This is a genomic window from Salicibibacter halophilus, from assembly GCF_006740705.1.
In the GTDB taxonomy this organism is placed as follows: Bacteria; Bacillota; Bacilli; order Bacillales; family Marinococcaceae; genus Salicibibacter; species Salicibibacter halophilus.
Window position 1 is genome coordinate 2,957,212 of sequence record NZ_CP035485.1, and the last position, 21,716, is coordinate 2,978,927.

18 protein-coding genes, 1 pseudogene and 1 CRISPR repeat array are annotated in these 21,716 nt (G+C 43.6%); of the genes and pseudogenes, 13 read left to right on the forward strand and 6 right to left on the reverse strand.

The window, feature by feature from the left end; genetic code table 11:
* Positions 1–34: 34 nt before the first annotated feature.
* Entirely contained in the window at positions 35–1,588 is a 1,554-nt protein-coding gene (locus tag EPH95_RS14375; protein WP_142090740.1) for a BCCT family transporter, read from the reverse strand.
* A 144-nt stretch (positions 1,589–1,732) separates the two neighbouring features.
* Here EPH95_RS14375 and EPH95_RS14380 point away from each other — a divergent pair, with 144 nt between their 5' ends.
* The 12 genes and pseudogenes from EPH95_RS14380 (at position 1,733) to EPH95_RS14435 (ending at position 14,204) form a co-directional block, all read left to right on the forward strand.
* The gene (locus EPH95_RS14380; RefSeq protein WP_142090741.1) at positions 1,733–2,908 is read left to right on the forward strand and encodes an MFS transporter; all 1,176 of its coding nucleotides are present in this window, start codon (positions 1,733–1,735) and stop codon (positions 2,906–2,908) included.
* A 297-nt stretch (positions 2,909–3,205) separates the two neighbouring features.
* A complete protein-coding gene (locus tag EPH95_RS14385) occupies positions 3,206–4,507 on the forward strand; it encodes an IS91 family transposase (RefSeq protein ID WP_142086246.1) in 1,302 nt (433 codons plus the stop codon).
* A 278-nt stretch (positions 4,508–4,785) separates the two neighbouring features.
* The gene (gene cas9 / locus EPH95_RS14390) at positions 4,786–5,250 is read left to right on the forward strand and encodes a type II CRISPR RNA-guided endonuclease Cas9 (RefSeq protein WP_142090742.1); all 465 of its coding nucleotides are present in this window, start codon (positions 4,786–4,788) and stop codon (positions 5,248–5,250) included.
* A gap of 140 nt (positions 5,251–5,390) precedes the next feature.
* Positions 5,391–6,638 (forward strand): IS4 family transposase, encoded by a 1,248-nt coding sequence (locus EPH95_RS14395; RefSeq protein WP_142088177.1) that lies wholly within the window; start codon positions 5,391–5,393, stop codon positions 6,636–6,638.
* Positions 6,639–6,752: 114 nt separating this feature from the next.
* Positions 6,753–8,588 (forward strand): type II CRISPR RNA-guided endonuclease Cas9, encoded by a 1,836-nt coding sequence (gene cas9 / locus EPH95_RS14400; protein WP_160141784.1) that lies wholly within the window; start codon positions 6,753–6,755, stop codon positions 8,586–8,588.
* 47 nt (positions 8,589–8,635) lie between these two features.
* Positions 8,636–8,986: an IS66 family insertion sequence element accessory protein TnpA gene (tnpA, locus tag EPH95_RS14405; protein ID WP_227003902.1), complete on the forward strand. Its 351-nt coding sequence runs from the start codon at positions 8,636–8,638 to the stop codon at positions 8,984–8,986.
* Entirely contained in the window at positions 8,980–9,333 is a 354-nt protein-coding gene (gene tnpB / locus EPH95_RS14410) for an IS66 family insertion sequence element accessory protein TnpB (protein ID WP_142087553.1), read from the forward strand. The genes tnpA and tnpB overlap by 7 nt, the downstream gene beginning before the upstream one ends.
* 62 nt (positions 9,334–9,395) lie before the next feature.
* A pseudogene (gene tnpC / locus EPH95_RS14415) lies at positions 9,396–10,978 on the forward strand (IS66 family transposase).
* A gap of 132 nt (positions 10,979–11,110) precedes the next feature.
* Complete coding sequence (locus tag EPH95_RS14420; protein ID WP_142090744.1) at positions 11,111–11,956, forward strand: hypothetical protein; 846 nt, start codon at positions 11,111–11,113, stop codon at positions 11,954–11,956.
* A gap of 11 nt (positions 11,957–11,967) precedes the next feature.
* Positions 11,968–12,867 carry a type II CRISPR-associated endonuclease Cas1 gene (gene cas1 / locus EPH95_RS14425; RefSeq protein ID WP_142090745.1) on the forward strand — a complete coding sequence of 300 codons (900 nt, stop codon included), beginning with the start codon at positions 11,968–11,970 and terminating at the stop codon, positions 12,865–12,867.
* A gap of 4 nt (positions 12,868–12,871) precedes the next feature.
* Complete coding sequence (cas2, locus tag EPH95_RS14430) at positions 12,872–13,180, forward strand: CRISPR-associated endonuclease Cas2 (RefSeq protein ID WP_193556977.1); 309 nt, start codon at positions 12,872–12,874, stop codon at positions 13,178–13,180.
* Between the two features lie 19 nt (positions 13,181–13,199).
* A complete protein-coding gene (locus EPH95_RS14435) occupies positions 13,200–14,204 on the forward strand; it encodes a hypothetical protein (RefSeq protein ID WP_142090746.1) in 1,005 nt (334 codons plus the stop codon).
* Positions 14,205–14,220: 16 nt separating this feature from the next.
* A CRISPR array of direct repeats spans positions 14,221–15,246; the repeat unit is 36 nt; unit sequence GTTTTAGCACTCTGCAGTTTTAGGTAGGTATGAGAC.
* 117 nt (positions 15,247–15,363) lie between these two features.
* On the opposite strand, the gene EPH95_RS14440 is transcribed toward EPH95_RS14435, so the two are convergent.
* Positions 15,364–16,014: an adenine nucleotide alpha hydrolase family protein gene (locus EPH95_RS14440; RefSeq protein ID WP_142090747.1), complete on the reverse strand. Its 651-nt coding sequence runs from the start codon at positions 16,012–16,014 to the stop codon at positions 15,364–15,366.
* Between the two features lie 157 nt (positions 16,015–16,171).
* Between EPH95_RS14440 and EPH95_RS14445 the strand changes: the two genes are divergently transcribed.
* Positions 16,172–17,116, forward strand: coding sequence for an LCP family glycopolymer transferase (locus tag EPH95_RS14445; protein ID WP_142090748.1), 945 nt, complete (start codon positions 16,172–16,174; stop codon positions 17,114–17,116).
* Positions 17,117–17,136: 20 nt separating this feature from the next.
* Here EPH95_RS14445 and EPH95_RS14450 read toward each other — a convergent pair whose 3' ends face one another.
* From EPH95_RS14450 to EPH95_RS14465, 4 genes are all read right to left on the reverse strand, one after another.
* Complete coding sequence (locus EPH95_RS14450) at positions 17,137–19,050, reverse strand: ABC transporter permease (RefSeq protein WP_142090749.1); 1,914 nt, start codon at positions 19,048–19,050, stop codon at positions 17,137–17,139.
* The gene (locus EPH95_RS14455; RefSeq protein ID WP_142090750.1) at positions 19,025–19,804 is read right to left on the reverse strand and encodes an ABC transporter ATP-binding protein; all 780 of its coding nucleotides are present in this window, start codon (positions 19,802–19,804) and stop codon (positions 19,025–19,027) included. The genes EPH95_RS14450 and EPH95_RS14455 overlap by 26 nt, the downstream gene beginning before the upstream one ends.
* A gap of 104 nt (positions 19,805–19,908) precedes the next feature.
* A complete protein-coding gene (locus tag EPH95_RS14460; protein ID WP_142090751.1) occupies positions 19,909–20,973 on the reverse strand; it encodes a sensor histidine kinase in 1,065 nt (354 codons plus the stop codon).
* Positions 20,970–21,683 carry a response regulator transcription factor gene (locus EPH95_RS14465; protein ID WP_142090752.1) on the reverse strand — a complete coding sequence of 238 codons (714 nt, stop codon included), beginning with the start codon at positions 21,681–21,683 and terminating at the stop codon, positions 20,970–20,972. The genes EPH95_RS14460 and EPH95_RS14465 overlap by 4 nt, the downstream gene beginning before the upstream one ends.
* Positions 21,684–21,716: the final 33 nt, after the last annotated feature.

Sequence of the window (21,716 nt, forward strand, 5' to 3'; positions counted from 1 at the left end):
GAGTGCAGGCAAGGCGCTGCACTCGGTCTTTTTTTCACAGATTTTTAGTCTCTTTTTTCTTTTGCTCTTCAATCCCTTGTTCAATGGCCATCTGCTTCGCTATTTTAGGAGCTCCCCATAGAAGCGGTAATATAATGATTGAAATGGGCACAGCCGTAATGATGATAAACGATTGGATCGCATCTATGCTACCTTCCCCGATATTAATCAAAATCATCGAGATAACACCGATCATGACTGCCCAGAAAACCCGGATAAGCTTAGGTGGGTCCCCTTGACCGGTCACAGACATCGATATCGAATACGACATGGAATCTGCAGTGGTAATGACAAATAAAATGGTTAAGATAGCTAAAAGAACAGCCATTAAACCGCCTAAAGGCAATTGTTCTGAAATGGCAATGACGGCCGCCGGCAATCCGCTTTCCATTAAGGGCTCACTGACGGAACCCGTATTTTGCAATTCGTAAAAAATACCCGTTCCTCCCAGGACGGTAAACCAAACATTGGACACGAGCGCGGCTACAATCGATACGACAAAAAATACCTCCCGAATGGTTCTTCCGCGAGATACCCTGGCAACCAACATCGCCATTAGCGGGCCATAGCCAATGAACCAACCAAAGAAAAACAACATCCATAACCCTAACCATTCTTGGTCTCCCCGGAACGTATGGATATTTAAAAATTCGGATGCATAAGTCCCATAGGAAGATATAAACGTATCAATGATAAAAGCTCCCGGACCTAAAAGTAAAATTAAAGTTCCGACCGGAAATATCAACCAAATATTTATTCTGCTTAAAAACTGGATACCCTTAGAAATGCCCGTGACTGCAGAAATGGTAACAATTGTAATCAGTAATCCAATTACAAGCATTTGGGTTAATAACCCATCAGGAATTCCAAAAGAATGCTCCAACCAATAACTTAATTGGAATCCAAAAAAACCAACGGTTCCAATTGTACCGGCAACTGCTCCTAAAATACAGCATACATCAATGGCTATGCCCCATTTATTATGCTCGATTTTGTTGCCGAAGACCGGATATAACAATGTTCGCGGTTTTAGCGACAGCCCTTTATTGTAGTGGGCATACATGATGACCATTCCACTAACTGCTCCGTAAACAGCCCATGCGGTAAATCCCCATGACATATAACTTTGTGACATGGCGACTCCTACTGCTTCTTGTGAGCCGTCAGCGATACCGGTGTGCATCGGTGGGACTTCCGTAAAATAATAAATGGGTTCAGCAGCTGCCCAAAAAATCCCCCCTGCGCCTAATCCCGAAGAAACGAGTATTGCGGCCCACTTAAAAAAACTTATTCGAGGCTCATCTTCATTTCCCAAACGAACTTTTCCATATTTTGAAATGGCCAAAACAGCCCCAACAATGAATGTGGCTAACAATAACAGTTGCCAAAAAGCGCCAAAATAGGCGATGGAAAGATCAAAGCCCGTGTTGACAAAATTAGCAACTCCTTCAAAAGACACAAAAGACATAACAACGAATAAAACCAATAAACCGCCGCTGATGACAAAGACGGGTATATTTACTTTTCTTTTCAAATCCTCAAGCTTCATTCTTTCACCCTTTTAAATGTATTGTACAGCGAGCACATTGCTTAATCATTCTCTATTTCCACAACTTTGTCAAGAAGTTTTTTATCTCTGTTAGACATGCCTTCTTTAAAAGATTACAATATAGATTGGAAAGAAGGAATTGCATTGTCTTACATTCAACAGGGAACGAAAACATATAAGTTCGCGAGTCTGGCGCTTTTTTTTGCCGGGCTTGTTACGTTTGCCACCATTTATACCGTGCAGCCGCTTTTGCCGATTTTTGCCAATGACTTTGGTGTTTCAGCATCTGTCGCGAGTCTGGCTGTTTCATTTACGACGGGCTTGCTTGCTCTGTGCTTACTGGTAGCAGCTCCACTGTCGGACCGCTTCGGCCGAAAACGGGTGATGGTCTTATCGATGTTTATGACATCACTCATCGGTTTATTTACTGCAATGAGTCCTGATTTCATGACGTTGCTTTTCTTGCGGGCGTTATTAGGGGTTGTTGTGGCGGGTGTTCCGGCGATAGCCATGACCTATGTTGTCGAGGAGTTTGATCCGAAGGTGCTGGGAAAAGTGATGGGCCTTTACATCGCGGGCTCGAGCATCGGAGGGATGAGCGGTCGCCTGCTGGCAGGTTTGTTTACCGATCTTTTTGACTGGCGGATTGCTTTAGGTTCCATCGGTTTATTGGCGTTAATCTTAAGCATTTTATTTATTTTCTTTTTGCCAAACCCTAAAAATTCAGCCGAGCATACATTGGCGCCAAACGAAATTTTAAGGAATTATACCGATTTATTTTTTAATAAAAGATTAATTGTGTTGATCAGCCTTGGGTTTATTTTGATGGGAGGATTTATTGCCCTCTACAATTATTTTGCCTTTGTGCTCATGGAACCTCCTTATGAATTGAGCCAATCGTTCATCGGAGCCATTTATATCGTCTATCTGGCGGGAACGTTCAGCTCTATTTATATGGGACGAAAAGCAGACGTTTTTGGAAAACCCGCAGTTATCCAAGTCTCTATCGCGATCATGGCGTTGGGAGCAGTGCTGACGTTAGGAAACCCGCTGGCGATGAAACTCATCGGGATTATTATTTTCACGTTCGGCTTTTTTGGGGCTCACTCCATTGCAAGCGCGTGGGTAACCCAGAAAGCGGGACATCACAACGCGCAAGCGTCTTCCTTGTATTTGCTCGCTTATTACCTCGGCTCCAGCATAGCAGGGACTATCGGCGGATTCTTTTGGTCCTCCTTTCACTGGGGCGGCGTTATAGTGTTTGTGCTGGTTCTGATTGCTTTAGCGTATCCGGTTGTTTGGTATGCGAGAAAAAATTAACGTGGTTAGTCGATAAGTGGCTATTGACACCCAGGATTATTAGCCTCAACGACTTTCAAATTTAAATTATATAATAATTTGACAGGAATCTTTTTCTGTTATATGATTAAATTGTCTCACACAACCGACGGGTTGTGTATCTACCAAAAACTGCAGGATCTGCTAAAACAAGGCCTTAGTGCCGGAATTGATCTTGTAGGATCAAAGAAGAACCGCCAATAGGTGGTTCTTTTTTTAAAGATAAGAAAGTATAAATTTTGGCCCCTTCTATGCCGGGGAATGTGTTAGGGTGGAGGTATGGAACCTAATATTCTTCGACGTATATTCTTTGACCACCATCAACATTGGGAACAATTTGTCGAAAAACATGGGGATCGTATCCGCCCCATTGTCCATAAAGAAGTGGGAAAATTCCGGGATTGCGGGAATCCTGAGAACGGATTCAAGCTCTTTGTATGCGAAGGATGCCATGAGACCCGAAAAGTTCCCTATCGTTGTAAAGGTCGATTTTGTACGACTTGTTCGATCGGCGAGAGCGAGGAATGGAGTCGTCTGCTCATGGAAGATGTGTTCCAGGTGAACCATCGTCATGTGATTTTGACCATCGATGAAGGTCTACGAGACGTGTTTCTTCTCCACCGGGAACTATTGAAAACAATGATGGATGAAGGTGCACGGCTGATCAAAGAATACTTCGAGAAGAAAGGCAAAGTGACCCCGGGGATCATGGTGGGGTTACATACATTTGGCTCCCAAGTCAATTTCAACCCCCACATTCACATGCTGGTGACAATGGGCGGGATGACAAAGAAAGGGGCATGGAAAACGTATGATTTTCTCCCCTTCCAGATGCTTCGCAAACAATGGCAAACCGTTGTTTTGAAGCTGATTCGCAAGCATTTATCCGGAAAGGACAAGAAACGTGTGCAAGCGCGTCTCCAAAAAGCGTTTTCCAAAAACGGAAAGGGCTTTTATATCTATGCCCCTAAACACCGGGGAAAGGTGCAAGACCAACTCCGGTATATTGGCCGTTATATGCGTCGACCGGCGATTGGCATCAATCGGATCGAGGCCTATGACGGGCAAATGGTGACGTTTACGTATCACGATAAAATGGACGGAAAAGAGAAGGATGAAACGATAAGTGTCGAGGCCTTTATCATGCGTCTGATCCGTCATATTCCGGATGAACAGTTTAAAACGATCCGCCATTACGGGCTATACTCGAGAAGAACGAAAAACTTGAGTAAAAAGGTACTGGCGGCCTGGCAAAAAACGAAGAAGAAGTGGATCACCCAGGTCAAGCGAACCCTGAGCCGCCAAACCTGGAGAGAACGGGTCATGGCCAGCGGACATAAGGATCCTCTGCGGTGTCCCAAATGCGATAACTACTTTGAGTACAAGGGAGAAGTCTGTCTTGAGAATGGGCGATTAGTGGTTAAAGTCGCCTTGGGTGAAACAGCCAGAAGCTATTTGGAAAGGGAGGTCGGTCATGTCCCCCGTATCGAAACACCGAAAAAAGAAACAAAAAAAGAAGAAGAAACCCTCGAAGAACCGGCATCCCAAGACCGTCAACTTTCTTTGTTTACAGTGTCATGAACAAGAAGCGATCCCTTACACAGTGGTACGCGATTTTGACGAAAGGGATCCCGGCGACCCCAGTGTCCCACCTATGTTTGCCTGCCAACAATGTGAAGGGGAGATGTATCCGGAGTATTATAAAAGCGTTCACGGTTATGAGTACCGGCTATCGGACAGGCAGTGATCATGACAAGGACCTAGCTTGGGCGGTTTTCCCAAGCTAGGTTTTTCTTACATATAAGTCTCAAATTATGATATAATTTCCTATAAATAATCTATTTTACAGGGGTGTTACTGTGAAAGAGGACTATAGTATAGGATTAGATATAGGAGTTGGGTCAGTTGGGTTCGGAGTCATTGATGACCAACAAAATATTATTGAAGCAGGGACAAGGCTTTTTCCAGAAGCGGATGTATCAAATAATGAAGGAAGAAGGTCGAAAAGAAGTGCCAGAAGGTTAAAAAGGAGACGAAAACACCGTAAGGAACGGCTTATGGATCTGTTATCATCGCATGATATCTCACCACATCAAACGTCTAACGTGAGCCCATACATACTTCGAGTTAAGGGATTATCAGAGAAGCTTTCAGAAGATGAGTTGGCAACGGCGTTGTTTCATTTAATCAAACGTCGAGGGGTTCATAATGTTACCGGTTCAAGCCTTGATGATGAGGAGACCAATGACGAATCTATATCAACAAAGGAACAATTGCAATTAAACGAAAGAAAATTGAGAGATAAATCACTAGTGATGCATTAAGTTGAAACACTATTTGTCAAGCAAAAAACCCCGAAATTCGATATAAAATTTATGGAATTTCTGTCCAAAAAATCAATAAAAAACCTTATAATGAGAGGGACGGTGGTCCACGTCCAAATCTCTCACTATAAGGAGCTCCTATGGACAAGGATACCACGAGTACCACATTTAAGGAAGCATTACATCCGTTAAATATCAAAAAGGTTTTAGAAGATTTTATTGGGATAGACCGATACGTTAAGAAATTAACCCATGAAAAATTGGTTGCTCTGATGATTTATGCACAGATCTACCAGATTCCAAGCGCGAAGCAGTTAGCGTTGACACTCAAGAATAGCGAAGAACTCCAAGAAAGCGTAAATCTTTCTTCGATTAGCAGCTCACAGCTTACACGCCGTTTGAGTGACATAGGCGCTGATGTTAGCCAGGCCTTATTTTCCGATGTCGTGAGCCAAATGAAGCGAGAAATCCATCCTCGTCATCGCTTGCAGGTGATGAGTCCCATCTATCTTGTGGACGCTTCGATCATTCCGCTCTGTCTTTCCCTCTGCCGATGGGCGACCTATCGTCCCAAACAGGGGAAAGGCGGCCTGAAAATTCATATGAACGTGGCTTGTCTGCCGGATGGAACCGCACCGGAGGACGCTGTTCTTAAACCAGCTATTCACGCCGATCGTACGGAAATGAATGAGCTGATTGTGGAAGAAGGCGCTCTGTACTTGTTCGATCGCGGCTACAACGATTATGAAGCCTTTGACCGGTATTGCGAACCGGAGACCAACATTCGATTCATCACGCGGCTCAAAAGCAATGCAGTATTCGATGTGATCGAAGAATTTCCGGTGAATCCGGACGGCCCCATTACCCGTCATGCCCGCATTCGGCTAGGCGGTGGTCAAAAGCAAATGACACATGCCCTTCGCTTGATTGAAACGCATGATAGTGAAGGTAATCTCATTCAACTCATCACAAACGACGAAGAGGGTAAGGCCGAGGACTTAGGCGAGCTTTATCGCAAGCGCTGGCATATCGAACTCTTTTTCAAATGGGCGAAGCAGCACTTACAAATCAAATCGTTTTACGGGACGAGCCCCAATGCTGTGTATAACCAAATTTGGATGGCGCTAATCACTTATTGCCTGCTACGGCTTCTTCAAGTGCTGACAGGTTGTACACAATCGCTGTTTTATCTGTTGCGCTGTGTGCGGGATGACTGCTTTAAGCCCTTCAAAGAACTGGTGAAACATCTGCATCGTAAGCCTACGCGAACAAGCAAAGGTCGGCAACGAACCGACCCTGAAGGGGAATTCCGGCGGTTCACCGAGCTTGTGGAGAAGGAGGGATTGGAAGGCGCTGCGGCTGTGTATGCAGATGTCCACTGTGGATAAATTTTCGAAATTATAATATCTTCTGACAATGTGGATAGTGGATGACCGCCACCACCCCCTTTGCTTTTTTTTCAAAAAATGAACATATCTATACGTCTGAATATATGGAATAATATGTTATTTTATTGGAGGACGCTTGACATTTCTCAGCATATTTTATGCATCGCTAGTGGAGATAAATACGTTTGTGAGCTTCAATTAGAACGGTTAGAAAAAAATGGTGAAGTAAGAGGTCATAAGAACCGATTTAAAACAGAAGATTACGTAAAAGAAGCACTAGCCTTACTCAACAAACAAAAGGTGTTTGATTCTCGTATAGATGATGCATTCATTGATCAGTATATTGACTTGCTGGAACAACGCAGAGAGTATTATGAAGGTCCTGGTGCAGACAGTGAATATGGTTGGGATCAGGACATCGAACAATGGTACCGGAAAATGATGGGTAAATGTAGCTATTTTCCGGAAGAAACGAGAGCAGTGCGACAATCTTATTCTGCTCAGTTATACAACTTGCTCAACGACTTGAATAATTTAACAATATTGCGTGAGGAAGATACAAAACTATCAAAAAATGAAAAACAGGAAATTATTGATCAAGTTTTTATGCAAAAAGGAAACCCCACTTTAAAAAAGATTGCTAAAGTGATCGATGCTGCTGAAGAAGATATTCGCGGTTATCGTATCAATAAAAAAGAACAACCGGAATTTACAACACTGGATTTGATAAAAGACTTAAGAAAAATTGACCCATCATTAACTAAATTGTCAGTTTCTGAATTAGACCAGATTGCCGAAATACTTACCGTCTGGCAAGATGATGCCGATAAGAAAGATAAATTAGATGAACTGGAACTCAATATGAAGGGTTCAATAGTTACTGAATTGGCGAGTTTAAATTTCTCGAGTACCCACAGCTTAAGCCTGAAAGCGATCAATTTGTTGTTGCCTGATTTGTGGGAGACAGACAAAAATCAAATGCAGCTTTTTTCCGAAAAAGGTCTCTTTCCAAAAAAGGTTGAGCTAAAAGGAAGAAACAAGATTCCATATGAATACGTGGATGATTTAATTCTATCCCCTGTCGTAAAACGCTCGTTTATCCAGTCTATTCGAATTGTTAATGCCTTAATCGAAAAATATGGGGAACCGAAAACAATTGTGATCGAACTTGCACGTGAGAAAAACAGTAAGGATCGACAAAAGTTTTTAAGAAAAATGCAAAGGGAGAATGAGACGCTTAATCAACAAGTCAGGGAAAAGCTAGATGAGCGTGACTTAGTAGAGAAATCCGGGATGTTCAATAAGCTTCGATTTTGGCACCTACAAGAAGGGAGATGCTTGTATTCATTAAAGCCAATCGAAATTGAAGATTTAATTCAAAATCCGGCTAAATATGAAATCGACCATATTATCCCAAGATCCGTCTCCTTTGATGATTCGCAGGCTAATAAAGTATTGGTCCACACAGAGGAAAATCAAAAGAAGGGAAATAAAACGCCTTATCACTATTTAAAATCTGGACAAAGCGAAATTGCGTATGACAAATTCAAAAGTCATGTCCTTCAGCTTGCGAAAACTAAAGACAAAATGTCAAAGAAAAAGCGAAATTACTTGCTTGAAGAACGAGACATCAATAAGTTTGACGTCCAGAAAGAGTTTATCAATCGGAACCTTGTCGATACTCGCTATGCAACACGAGAACTCATGATCCTGTTAAAAGCTTATTTCAAAGAAAATGATCGGGAAGTGGTTGTTAAGCCAATTAATGGCTCTTTTACCAATTATTTACGAAAACTGTGGGGGTTGCACAAAGACCGTGATGAAGACTATAAACATCACGCTCAAGATGCACTTATTGTGGCAATGGCCGGGTATTTGCTCGAAACTAAAGATTTATTTAAACAACAAAATATAATGATCGATAATGAGCGAATCGTAAGCGTCAAATAGAATACACATAGGAATCAAAAGTCATCCGTGCCATAATCGCCTTAGAAATGATTGCGGGAGGTTATGTGATGACGCTGAAAGACAAGAGAATCGAGTGGAAAGCTCGGTATGATGCCTGGAAAGAAAGCGGACAACGTGTGGCCGAATGGTGTCGTGAGCAGGACATCAACGTCAATCAAATGTATTATTGGGTCCAGCGATTCAAGGATGACAAGATATCATCGGAACCGGATTCAACCCAATGGCTGACGGTCCAAGTCGACGATGATGATCCTATACCTTCCGGAGGATCGGAACCTATCTTTATTCACTACGGTGCCATCTCCGTCGAAGTAAGGCCGGGCGCCCATGTTGGGTTATTATCCGATATCATTCATGTGTTGCGAAGCCAATGTTGAATGTATCATTCGAGCGCGTGTACCTGGCTCGGGGAAACACGGATCTTCGCAAATCGATCGACGGTCTGGCCGTTATTGTCCAACAATGCTTTGATCTCGATCCTTTTTCCCCTTGTCTGTTCGTGTTTTGTAATCGGAAACGTGACAAGTTGAAAATCCTGCAGTGGGAGCACAACGGCTTTTGGCTCCATTACCGCAGGTTGGAAAATGGCACATTCCATTGGCCATCGGAAACAGAAACGGCACCCATGACCATCAGTCCGCGCCAACTTCGGTGGCTGCTGGATGGTTTGCCCATCGAGCAGAGGCAGGCCCATCGGGAGGTCAAAGCGCGTACCATTCTATAGAACATTGAAATTTAGAAATACGGGCATTCGACTGGGCAAGTTGGATGCTTTTCCGTATACTTATGGTATGGCACATACAGCGCAATCATCAAACCCATCAATTGCATATTATCGAGCGCAAAATGAAAAGCTTGAGCTGGAAAAAGAGGCGTTGGAGGCTAAAGTCCAATGGTACGAAGAACAATTTCGCCTAAGCCAACAACGCAGATTCGGATCTTCCAGTGAGAAGACCGATGAAGACCAGCTCTCTCTTTTCAATGAGGTCGAAGGTACATCCACCCCGACGGTTGAAGAATCAACGGTCGAAACGGTTACATATAAACGCAAGAAACAGCGTGGCCAACGCGAACAAAAGCTCGAAAACCTGCCGACGGAAACGATGGACTATCATTTATCCGATGAGGAGCAGGTCTGTTCGTGTTGTGGCGGAGCCCTACACGATATGAGTACGGACGTGCGAAAAGAATTAAAGGTCATTCCAGCGCAAGTGAAAGTCGTGGAGCACGTCCGCCATGTCTATGGCTGCCGCCATTGTGAACGCCATGACATCGAAACGCCTATCGTGACAGCGAAGATGCCGGAACCGGCATTTCCGGGAAGCTTAGCCTCTCCATCCGCCGTGGCTCATGCCATGACCCAGAAATATGTGGAAGGCATGCCCTTGTATCGGCAAGAGAAACACCTGGAACGTTTCGGTGTATCTATCCCCCGCCAGACTCTGGCCAATTGGATGATGTCCGGTGCCAACACGTGGCTCGAGCTGATTTACAACGAAATGCATGCCCAACTATTAGAGCTGGATGCCTTACACGCGGATGAGACAACCTTACAAGTGTTATCCGAACCGGAACGATCGGCAACATCGAAGTCCTATATGTGGCTGTTTCGCTCCGGACAAGCCGATGTGCCCATGGTGCTGTACGATTATCAGCAGACCCGGGCGAATAAGCATCCCCGCCGATTCCTGGATGGCTTTCAGGGCTACCTGCATGTCGATGGTTACGCAGGATACAATGGCCTTCCCCATGTCCGTTTGGTCGGCTGTTGGGCGCATGCGCGTCGTAAATTCACGGAAGCGCTGCAGGCATTGCCTGAATCCGCAGCCACGACGTCTGTGAAAGCGAAAGAAGGTTTGGCCTTCTGCAATCAGCTTTTTGACATTGAACGCCATTTAAAGGACGCAAGTCCACAAGAACGCTATGAAAAGCGTTTGGAACGCAGCCAGCCCGTACTGGAGGCTTTTTTGGCATGGCTTCAAGAACAAACGCCACATGTATTACCAAAAAGTGCGCTTGGCAAGGCGATTAAATATTGTCGTAACCAATGGGAGCGTTTAGAGGCATTTTTAGAGGATGGCCGATTGGAGATCGATAACAATCGAGCCGAACGATCCATCAAGCCGTTTGTGATGGGGAGGAAAAATTGGCTGTTTAGCAACACCGCAAAGGGAGCAAAATCCAGTGCGATGATCTATAGTATTGTGGAGACAGCCAAGGAAAACGGATTGAATCCATTCCACTACCTTAGCTATTTGTTTGAGGAACTTCCCAATATGGATACAACAGATCAAGCGCAATTGGCTCAACTTCTGCCATGGTCCAAAACACTCCCGCAAGAATGTTTCGTCCCTAATCAATCTAAATAAAGCATACATGACATCCCCGCCTGTTATTAGGTGGGGATTATTTGACGCTTACAGCGAATCGTTGACAAGGAAACAGGTGAGCTCTTAGACGAGTCTACTTTTGATGCGGCCTTCACGGAAAAATTTCATAAAATGAAAGAAATTAAGAACTATCAACACTACAAATACTCACATCGCATCGATCAAAAGCCGAACCGACAATTAATGAACGACACCATTTACTCCACACGTGACACAGAGAATGGGGAGTTCATTATTGGGAAAATCAAAGGCCTTTACAACAAGGACGATGATCAATTGGCAAAACAGTTTAAGAAATCACGTGAAAGTTTTTTAATGTACGAACATGACCAACCTACATTCACGAAACTGGAAACTATCATGAACCGATATGCCGAGGCAAAAAACCCGTTGGCTAAATATCATGAAGAAACTGGTGAATATTTAACGAAGTATAGTAAAAATGACAAAGGCCCTGTAGTTAAGCAATTGAAATATAAATCTAAAAAATTGGGGAGTCATAAGGATTTATCGTATAAGTTTGATCCGAAAAACAAACGAGTGGTGACCCTATCGTTAAAACCATTTCGCATGGATGTTTACAAGGATGAAGAGCGGTATAAGTTTGTCACGATACGTTACGATGATTTGAAGGAAGAGAAGGGCCAGTATATTCTCCCGAAAGAAAAATATCAAGAGAAGCTTGAAGAGAAAGGGATTACTGATGTAGGTAACTTTCAATTTAGTGTGTACACAAGTGATATTATCGTAGTTGACGGAATAGAGTATAGGTTTGTTGGTGTTAATGAAGATGCAAGAAATGTAATTGAGTGCGACACTGTGAATAGAAAATCTGATAAAAGGCTAAGATTTACGATTACAAAGAAAATCATGGATTTTAAAAAGGTCAATACCAATGTTCTGGGAGATAGATTCCCTGACAGCGGAGAAAAACTACGATTTAGCTATAATAAATAGGGAGTGGTTCCATGTCTTGGAGGGTGGTTCATGTTACAAACGTTGACCAGATGTCGTTACATTTGGATAGTCTAAAGGTAAAGCGTGGAGATGACGAATTGAAAATCCCTTTGGCAGACATTTTTTCAATCGTCATTGAAGATTTGACCTGTAAACTAACCGGGAGACTAATCGTTGAACTTTCAAAGCACAACATATTAGTGCTTGTATGTGGGCAAGATCACCTTCCAGAGACACAACTCTTACCGGTAACTGGCCACTTTGGGCAACATAAACGCATGACCCGACAATTGGAATGGGACGATGATAAAAAGGGAGAGTTATGGAAAAAAGTTGTAGGGCAAAAGATTTTCAATCAAACGAGAATCATGGAGAGAGCAAAGATTGAACAGCCAAGAATTAATCGTCTGTTAAATCTCCTATCGGAAATTGAACCATTTGATCGAACGAATTGTGAAGCTCAAGCGGCTAAGATCTATTTTAACTCATTTTTTGGTGAGGGCTATCATCGCAGTAATAAAGAGATTATTGAGAATGCAGCTTTGAATTACGGTTATTCAATCTTTCATTCGGCAATTGCTAGAACTATCGTAGCCAAAGGGTTGCTGCCCAGCATCGGTATTTTCCATAGAGGTGAAAGAAATCCTTTCAATTTGGCATCAGACATTATTGAGCCATTCCGGCAAATTGTAGACGCTTATGTGATTGAACAGCCACCTGACGAGTTTCTAACGAAACAATATCGTTTAGACTTGATTAATTTGTTGCATAGTCGTATATCAATTGATGGGAAACTCCAAACCGTTATACGTGCCATCGATATCTTTGTGGGCTCAATTATTGAGTATTTTGATACAGGCAATAAAATAAAAACACCCAATGCTAAAAAGATTGCTTTCCATGAGTTATAGATTTATGAGAGTGTTTATTATGTTTGATTTGCCTGTAGAAACAAAAGCCCAAATTCGTACGTATAACAAATTTCGTAAGCGTCTTATTCAAGATGGTTTCCTGATGATGCAGTATTCGATTTATATAAAATCTTGCCTCAATAAAGACGCTGCACAACAAACCGTGAATAAGGTGAAGCGCTATTTACCCAAAGATGGGCACGTAAGATCTTTGGTGATAACTGAAAAACAATTCGAAAATATGATGATCCTGGTTGGGGACGAGGATAAAAATATAGAACTATTGGGCGACAATAGGACGATTGAATTCTAGGCAGGAGTGATTCTCGATTATGCGTTGGAAAGTGAGGTCAGAAAACGTAGATCTGGATTTAAACATTGCAAACTATTGCTGCATCTTTGATAACCACTCATTTAATGAAAAAGAATTGCTGGAATTGCTTGTCGGTTACTTTCAACCTCGGAGTAAAGTCAAAGATTTAATAAGTATCAAGGAGATTGACAATGATTATGAAGACGTTACCGCTCATAATTATCAATTTCATAGTTTATCGACTGTTAATTTACTAGCTGAAACACAGTTAGGTAGTAAATCGCTGCTAAAAAAGAAGCTGAGACAGGATTTTTTAAATGAATTGGAATTCTCGGGGTATTTACAAACGATTAATAGTCTAATCGAAGATGTCGTCCAATTAGTTGATACTGATCTACCGATTCAGCCTAAAAACCTTGATGTGGATGGGTTAATTAAATTACTTGATGTTGACTTTGGCTTAAATGAGAGCCAAGATTACAGTATTATTTTTCATCAGCTTCAATTACTGTTGCCAATGATTACTGAAACAATTTTAAAGACGAGCAAAGTCCAACCATTGGTTATTTATTATTATCCTGAGCATATGTTGGGGCCACGGCAACAAGTACATTTTAAAAAACTTTTGGATAAATGTACGGACAAAATGAAAATTATTGTGTTAACAAAATCACGATATTTTCTCTCCGATAATCTACTGAATAATAATTTGATTATTGACAGTAAACAACGTATAACCAATGAATTCTTTGAAGATATGGAATGGAATGCGCCATTAGATTTTAAGAAAGAGGAGTTGGAATATACATTTTCTAAAATTTTTAATACTTATGTTGTTCATCTAGAAACCTACCCGACGATTTCAAATTACCAGATAGCGGATATTCAGGTGAACAGGGGTATCGAACTTTACGTACTCATTGATTTTATGGAAGAAATGGGGTTAGAATATAGTTTAGACATTGATCATTCTCTATTAAACCCTGTTATATCAAGGTTTGTAGAAAAGTTTGAAAAGGAATGAAAAATTTTCACGACAGGTTTTAGCACTCTGCAGTTTTAGGTAGGTATGAGACTTAGAAGGTTACGAATTCCTTCTGCAAGCCGTTTTAGCACTCTGCAGTTTTAGGTAGGTATGAGACTCCGCGACAAACCCATGTGCCGACTCACTCGTTTTAGCACTCTGCAGTTTTAGGTAGGTATGAGACTTGGTTACGTCGTCGATGATGCCGAGGAGGGTTTTAGCACTCTGCAGTTTTAGGTAGGTATGAGACAGAATGCTTTGTTTGAATTCTTCTATTCTAGTTTTAGCACTCTGCAGTTTTAGGTAGGTATGAGACTGGAGCACCCGCTTCTCCCAGCTGAAGAAAGTTTTAGCACTCTGCAGTTTTAGGTAGGTATGAGACCGATCGTCGATTGGGTGAGTAATCGTTGGGGTTTTAGCACTCTGCAGTTTTAGGTAGGTATGAGACGGTTGGAGGAAGAAGGTTTGTTGGAAGATGGTTTTAGCACTCTGCAGTTTTAGGTAGGTATGAGACATTGTGCCATTTGAGAGCAAGCATCTCCCCGTTTTAGCACTCTGCAGTTTTAGGTAGGTATGAGACGTCAAACCCCGGCACCACATTCCGGGGACCGTTTTAGCACTCTGCAGTTTTAGGTAGGTATGAGACACCGCCAACGTTTAGCCAGTATAGTCACGCGTTTTAGCACTCTGCAGTTTTAGGTAGGTATGAGACCCTTAGCCTGGAACGACCATGATTGCCCTTGTTTTAGCACTCTGCAGTTTTAGGTAGGTATGAGACCCGATATCATACGGGATGTTGACGATATCGGTTTTAGCACTCTGCAGTTTTAGGTAGGTATGAGACATGATGATGGAAACGCCGCACAAGGAAACTGTTTTAGCACTCTGCAGTTTTAGGTAGGTATGAGACGCATCAATGAGCGCCCCTAATATTTCCCGTGTTTTAGCACTCTGCAGTTTTAGGTAGGTATGAGACCAACGTGCGCCTGTTTGTGCGGGTATCTTCGTTTTAGCACTCTGCAGTTTTAGGTAGGTATGAGACCTATGTCATCTCTTGCTTGGAAGAAATACTGTTTTAGCACCCTGTATTTTTTGGTATATAGGAAATTAAAAAAAGAGAGGGGGTTCTCTCCGCCTCTCGCCTGGAACTCCCTATTCACTATGTCACATCCTCGGAAATGTTTTCTAAATAGGGCACATGTCCTTTTAACACGCGCACTTCAAATATGTCATTTTCCTCGTAAAACACAAATCGTCCGTTATTGAAATCGGTTCGGAGATGTTTATAAAACACCCCTTCGTGTGTCGCGTTATCATCGTGGTGAAAAGCTAGCTCGTGTGTGCCATCTTTTCTGCCATGCAAATAGGCGTTCATCCCATGTTCAAAATTGATATCATCATGCTTGTGCTTCGGCACAACCCTTACGTCCGCATGAGGGAGATCTTTTAGCAGACCATCAAGTGTTGTGTTTCCCAAAAACCGACGCCAGATGCTCTCTACCATTTGGCTAATGATAATTTGGGTGGCGCCAATGGTTCTTGCCCGGTCTGCGATCAGTTTGTTGACTTTATATGATTCGCTTTTTTGCATAATCAATTCGGCGCCGTAATGATTGGATATTTTTTTAAATAACGGCATGCCGACAATTTTGTCATGTTCATCATCTTCGGGTAACGATCCGAACACCATAATGGTCAAGGGGGCTTCCAACTTTAGGGCAAGTTTAAGGCCGCGGCGGATAAGCCGAATGCCGGTCTGGCCATGATTCACACAAACCAAGATATGCTCGTCATGATGGCTGTAATCCATGTGGCTCACTTCCTTCACGTATCGTTAGAATTCGTGTTCTAATTATGCCCAGCTTCGAGTGGATATATACGGGAAAAATCACGGGTTGCGCATACATCCTTCTCGGGCGTTTGATGAATGATAATGACAACGACCATACCAAGGGAGTTCATTCATCATGGGTCAAAGAAAGCGCGTTCTGTATACGTTGATCGGCGTTGGGTTTTTGGTTTTGTTAGCCGTGGGCATGGGCGTCTACAATGTGACATTCCATTTAAATGACGTGACGGAAAATGCCAATGAACCATTGCAACGCGGGGAAGCATCCGCGAAACGGGAGATTGTTGTGGAGCCGGAGATGGACAACATCTCTGTTTTATTTATGGGTTTGGACAATCGCTACAGTGAACTCAACGGCCTTTCGGATGCCATGGTGCTCGCGACGTTTAACCGTGAAGAAGGAACGGTTAAAGCCTTGAGTATTCCAAGGGATGCACGTGTTCCGATTCCAGATCGAAGGCAAAAAGACAAGATCAACCATGCCCACGCGTTCGGCGGGGCGGACTTGGCGGTGGAAACGGTCGAGGATTTATTGGATGTACCGGTCGATTACTACGTGAGCGTAAACTTTGATGCATTTATCGACATTATTGATGTTTTTGACGGCGTTGACGTGGATGTTCCGTTTGCATTCAGCGAGCAAGATGCTAGCGGCAGCCTTGGGGCAATTGAATTTCAAGAAGGCAATCAGACGTTGGACGGCGAACAAGCATTGGCTTACGTCCGGATGCGATATCAGGACCCTACCGGTGACTTCGGACGTATGGAACGGCAACAGGAAGTGATGGAACAGTTGGCCGATAAAACGATGGCTTTATCGGCAATCGGCAAGTACCATCACGCGTTTCATCAATTGGAAGACAATATGAATTTTAATTTTTCCTTTGGCGATCTCGTCTCTTTGCAACCGTATACGAGCAATCTGAAGGAGATGGAAACGTATCAGCTTGAGGGAACCGAGCGGTGGGAAAACGGCATCTTTTACTTTGACATAGATGATGAATCATTGACCGATGTGGCAAATGAACTGTGTGAACACTTGGCGCTGGACAAAGAGAAATAAAAAAACCGATAGAAGAGTTTCTATCGGAATGCCGCTTTCAAGTAAAAGTGGCGGGTAATCACATAATATAGATATTGCAAAACAGCGTAGATGGCAATGACCATGACGCCGCTCCAGAAAAGGTTGACATCAAGAATACTCGCCAACATCGCGTAGGCAAAACTTGCGTGTATCGCCCCTACGATTAAAGGAACGAAAAAAAGGAATTTTATCTTATGGCCGAGAATTTTGCCTGCTTCTTTTCGCGTAATGCCAATCCGGTTTAACGACAGCAGTTGTTTTTTTGTATCTTCCAGTTCTGTAAATAATTTTAGGTACAACATGCTGCCTTGGACGATGAAAAAGAGGACACTAACGAACAGCCCAATAAACAACGTTAAGGAAAAGCCCTGTTGCAACGCTTGGAAAGGCGGTGCCATCGTTTGGAATAAATGAGCAGGGTCCTCGGCTTCTTCCTCTAATGCATTTGAAACCTCAACTTCATTTTCCCAATCCACAAAGTGATACCCCAACGCGCGAAGTTTTTCATCATCAGCATATTGAGCGTTGTTATAGTGAAGGTAACTGCTATCATTCATGACCACTTGGATTTGCCCCTGATTCGTCGCCCCAACGATCGCGTCTTCCGCTGTGCCGGCGATATCCATGGTGACTTGTTCGCCGTTCATATCCATGTCTAACTGCTCGGTTTTTTCAATGTCTTCCCATGGGCCAAAACCAAGCATTGGCGATGTAATAAAAATCTCATTTTCTTCCAAACTCAATGGATCCAAATCTCGATGCGAGGCAATTTCATTGTAATTGGTTTCGGGAAAAACGGCGACGGAACCTTCATCGCCGGCAATGGAAACATCCACCGGAAGCATTTCCACATTAAAAGCATAGTCAATCTCCGTATCATGGGCGGCAATGATTTCTTCGGCCCGTTCCGGTTCGAGGATCTCATTTTCGCTAGCGTCCTCTTCAAGCCATGTGGCAGACGCCGGTGTTTGCTCGGTGACGAGATCGATGATGTATTCATTCGCGAGATAAACCGTTCCGGCGGCGGTGAGTACGACGGCTGTAATCGTGGACGTTAGAAAAAGCATCCGCGCGTAATCTTTTAAACGAAAAAGAATATTCGTGCGTGTCACCAATTGTGGGCCCCGCGTCAACGAGTTTCTTTTATATAGCCATTTATAGGCAGCCACCGTGCCTTGGCTGAACAAAAAGTAAGAACCGGTGACGACGAAAAAGAGGATCGGAAAAATGAGTAAAAAAGAATACTCAAGAGACGCTGTAACAGCTAAAAAGTAACCAAACCCGACGAAAATCAAAGCAATGATTGTCAGTGTCAGGGACGCACGCGGCATCATTTTCGGTTTGCGTGCATCTTGCAAAAAGGCTTGCACCGTTTGATTGCGCATTTTCCAGAAGGATACTAACGTCAACGCTTGAAAAAGAACGATGAAACCGATTGCGGTTATGACATATGCCATCGGCACAAATTCGAAAGCGATTGGCGCCTCCGTGTTCAACATTGCGCTCATCAGCATCAAAAACAGCTTGGAAAATAACGTTCCAATTCCCAGGCCCAACACAATCGCGAGCAACGAAGTGAACGTCTGTTCAAAATAAATCAGTTTTCTTAGCTGCCGCTTGCTCATGCCGAATAAAGATAATAAACCGAACTCTTTTGATCGCGATTGTAAAAAGGTGCTGTTTGAGTAAGCGATAAAAAAGACGGAGAAAATCACGATAATGACTTGTGCCGCGATCATCCCTTGGCGAACAGTGTCTCCGCCTTGGATATCTCCTGTCATCACATCCGGGTGCAATATAAATTGAGCGTAAATAAAAAAGATGCTGACGGCAAATACGCAACTGATAAAATAAGCGGCGTATCGCTGGGCGTTCCCGGTTAAATTTTTACGCGCGAGGTGACGGATGTTCATGGAAGTCACCTCCGAGGACCGACAGCGTATCGAGGATATTTTGATAGAAGGTTTGTTGACGTTCGCCTTTTCGGATTTCAGAGAAAAACGCGCCGTCTTTAATGAATACGATGCGATCGCAGTAGCTCGCAACGGTCGGATCATGGGTGACCGTAAGGATGGTTGCCTCCGCTTCCTTGTTGATCGTCGTCAGTGTATCCATGACTTGACGGGCAGATTTGGAATCCAGGTTTCCCGTTGGTTCATCGGCGAGGATCATTTTCGGGTCATGAATGATCGCGCGAGCGCAAGCGGTACGCTGTTGCTGACCGCCGGAAATTTCGGTGACTCGTTTCTCGAGGATATCGGTAATGCCCAGCTGTTCTGCTATCGTGTCCAGGCGCGCGTCCATTTTCTTTTTCGGATGCTTATCGAGCGCCAGGGGAAGCAATATATTTTCCTTCACGGTTAACGTATCCAGCAAGTTGAAATCTTGAAACACAAAACCGAGCTGTTGCCGTCTGAATATCGCGAGTTTGTTATCATTCAAGGTTGATGGGTCCGTACCGTCGACGAAGATGTTTCCGGACGTCGGGGTATCGATGGTCGCGAGCATGTTAAGCAGTGTCGTTTTCCCGCTTCCCGACGGACCCATGACACCGGTGAATTCACCTTTGTCGACCTGCAGGTGGAAGTTGGATAATGCTTTGTAAGAGAGTCCTTCTTTTTTTGGATAGTACGTTTTGCTGAGGGCGTTAACGTCAAGTAGCTGCATGCCGGCCACTCCTTTTACCTTATTTCTAGTTTTATTTTAAAAAAGAGGGCAGCAGTGTCCCATCGATTTAACTTTCAAATTGGCTCAGAAATCTTACAATGTTGTCATCTTTCGTGTAATGTTCGTGACGTGAAGCGGACGGTCATCGTTGTGCCTTTATCCACCCGCGATTCGGCATAAAGTGAATGTCCGAGGTGACTGGCGATCATCCGGCTTAAATACAAGCCCATGCCCGTTGATTCCTTTTTTTGACGCCCGTTGTCTCCGGTGAAAAACGGGGAGAAAATATTCGGTACATCATGTGCGGGGATGCCGATCCCTTGGTCACGGACCTCCACAAGCGTCGCGTCCCCTTGTTTATGTACGACGATTGTTATGTAATCACCACTGCCTTGATGGGAGTAGCGCAAGGCATTCAGCAACAGTTGGTGAAAAATGACGCGCAGCCACTTCTCGTCGCTATAAACGATTGCGTCATCCGTTTCCACGCGAATCTCCGGGTATATTTTTCTCCTGATAAATTGCCGCTTCTCTTCGTTAACGATGTCACGCATTAATTGAACGACGTCGACTTGGTTGGCGACAAAATCGATCGCGAAATGATCGAGCCGCGCCAAATGAAGCATGAGTTCAAGGCCGTGGCGAAAACGGTCATTTTCATCGCTGATGTCATCGAATAACACCTTTGCGTCTTGGTCGTCGTGTTGCTGCTTCCCTTGTTGAGTTAGAAGTGAGACCACGGATACCGGCGTTTTCATATGATGAACCCATTGATTGACGAAGGTTTGATGCCGGTTTTGCAAGGCTTTGTAATGATCCAAATCCTCACGGTAACGCGCTTGGGATCGCCGGAGCATGTCGGTGAACATCGCGGCTTCATGGGTGGGCATTGGCATTGCTTCCAATTCAAGGGCGGTGTCCAACGCTAATGATTGATCTTCACCCATGCTGGCAAGTTTTTTTAAATAAGGCCGCTTCCGTATGTAATCAATGGCGAGTCCGGTTAGTAGAAAAAAGACAGCCAGAGTCACCATGTAAGCAAAGATGTTCCAAGGTTGGGCGAGCCCGGCGAGCATGAGAGCCAGAAAAGCGACGAGTACGGTCACTGCCGTATTAATGAAATAGATGAGGATGAAAACAAGCCGGTCGGCGAGGTAATGTCGGATCATCGGCGCACCTCCTCCCCCCAGTTCACGTTCAGCCTGTACCCTTGTCCGCGAATGGTTTGGATGGCACCGTGAATGTTTAATTCTTGCAGGCGTTTACGCAATCGATTGATATTGACGGACAATGTATTATCGTCAACGAAATCAATCTCATCCCAAAGCGCTTCGAGGAGATCGTCTCGATTGACAATGCAGTCATGGCTATCACTTAATTTTTGGAATAACGTAAATTCCTTTTTGGAAAGTTCGATGCGTTGCGCCTGATATTCCAGTTCGTTTTTATCCGGAAAAATAAATAGGTTTGCCAACGCTCGCGTTTGCCCTTCCATCCCTGATTCTTGGGCATACTCTCCATACGTTCTTCGTAAAACGCTTTTGATTTTCGCGAGTACGACATCGAGATGAAACGGTTTGGTGATATAGTCATCTCCGCCATTTTCGATTGCCATCACCTGATCCATATCGTCTGTTCGAGCTGAAATAAAAATGACAGGGACATTGGATAAGGTTCTGATCTGCCTGCACCAATAATAACCGTCGTAGTACGGTAAATTGATGTCTAATAAGACCAAGTCGGGTTTTATTTCTGCAAATTCCTCTTTAATGGCATGTAAGTGTCGTGACTTGTCGACAAAATAACCATATCGCCGGAGATGATCACGTAGAATCTTTGCAATTTTATCATCATCCTCAACGATAAAAACTGAATACATATCACATTCACCTCAGATTTACGATATAACAAA

Bases quoted from the DNA above. Each gene is read 5' to 3' on its own strand.
- EPH95_RS14375 (WP_142090740.1), bottom strand. From the start codon at position 1,588: ATGAAGCTTGAGGATTTGAAAAGAAAAGTAAATATACCCGTCTTTGTC.
- EPH95_RS14385 (WP_142086246.1), top strand. From the start codon at position 3,206: ATGGAACCTAATATTCTTCGACGTATATTCTTTGACCACCATCAACAT.
- EPH95_RS14395 (WP_142088177.1), top strand. From the start codon at position 5,391: ATGGACAAGGATACCACGAGTACCACATTTAAGGAAGCATTACATCCG.
- cas9 (WP_160141784.1), top strand. From the start codon at position 6,753: ATGTTATTTTATTGGAGGACGCTTGACATTTCTCAGCATATTTTATGC.
- tnpA (WP_227003902.1), top strand. From the start codon at position 8,636: ATGATTGCGGGAGGTTATGTGATGACGCTGAAAGACAAGAGAATCGAG.
- tnpB (WP_142087553.1), top strand. From the start codon at position 8,980: ATGTTGAATGTATCATTCGAGCGCGTGTACCTGGCTCGGGGAAACACG.
- EPH95_RS14420 (WP_142090744.1), top strand. From the start codon at position 11,111: ATGAAAGAAATTAAGAACTATCAACACTACAAATACTCACATCGCATC.
- cas1 (WP_142090745.1), top strand. From the start codon at position 11,968: ATGTCTTGGAGGGTGGTTCATGTTACAAACGTTGACCAGATGTCGTTA.
- cas2 (WP_193556977.1), top strand. From the start codon at position 12,872: ATGAGAGTGTTTATTATGTTTGATTTGCCTGTAGAAACAAAAGCCCAA.
- EPH95_RS14435 (WP_142090746.1), top strand. From the start codon at position 13,200: ATGCGTTGGAAAGTGAGGTCAGAAAACGTAGATCTGGATTTAAACATT.
- EPH95_RS14440 (WP_142090747.1), bottom strand. From the start codon at position 16,014: ATGGATTACAGCCATCATGACGAGCATATCTTGGTTTGTGTGAATCAT.
- EPH95_RS14445 (WP_142090748.1), top strand. From the start codon at position 16,172: ATGGGTCAAAGAAAGCGCGTTCTGTATACGTTGATCGGCGTTGGGTTT.
- EPH95_RS14450 (WP_142090749.1), bottom strand. From the start codon at position 19,050: ATGAACATCCGTCACCTCGCGCGTAAAAATTTAACCGGGAACGCCCAG.
- EPH95_RS14455 (WP_142090750.1), bottom strand. From the start codon at position 19,804: ATGCAGCTACTTGACGTTAACGCCCTCAGCAAAACGTACTATCCAAAA.
- EPH95_RS14460 (WP_142090751.1), bottom strand. From the start codon at position 20,973: ATGATCCGACATTACCTCGCCGACCGGCTTGTTTTCATCCTCATCTAT.
- EPH95_RS14465 (WP_142090752.1), bottom strand. From the start codon at position 21,683: ATGTATTCAGTTTTTATCGTTGAGGATGATGATAAAATTGCAAAGATT.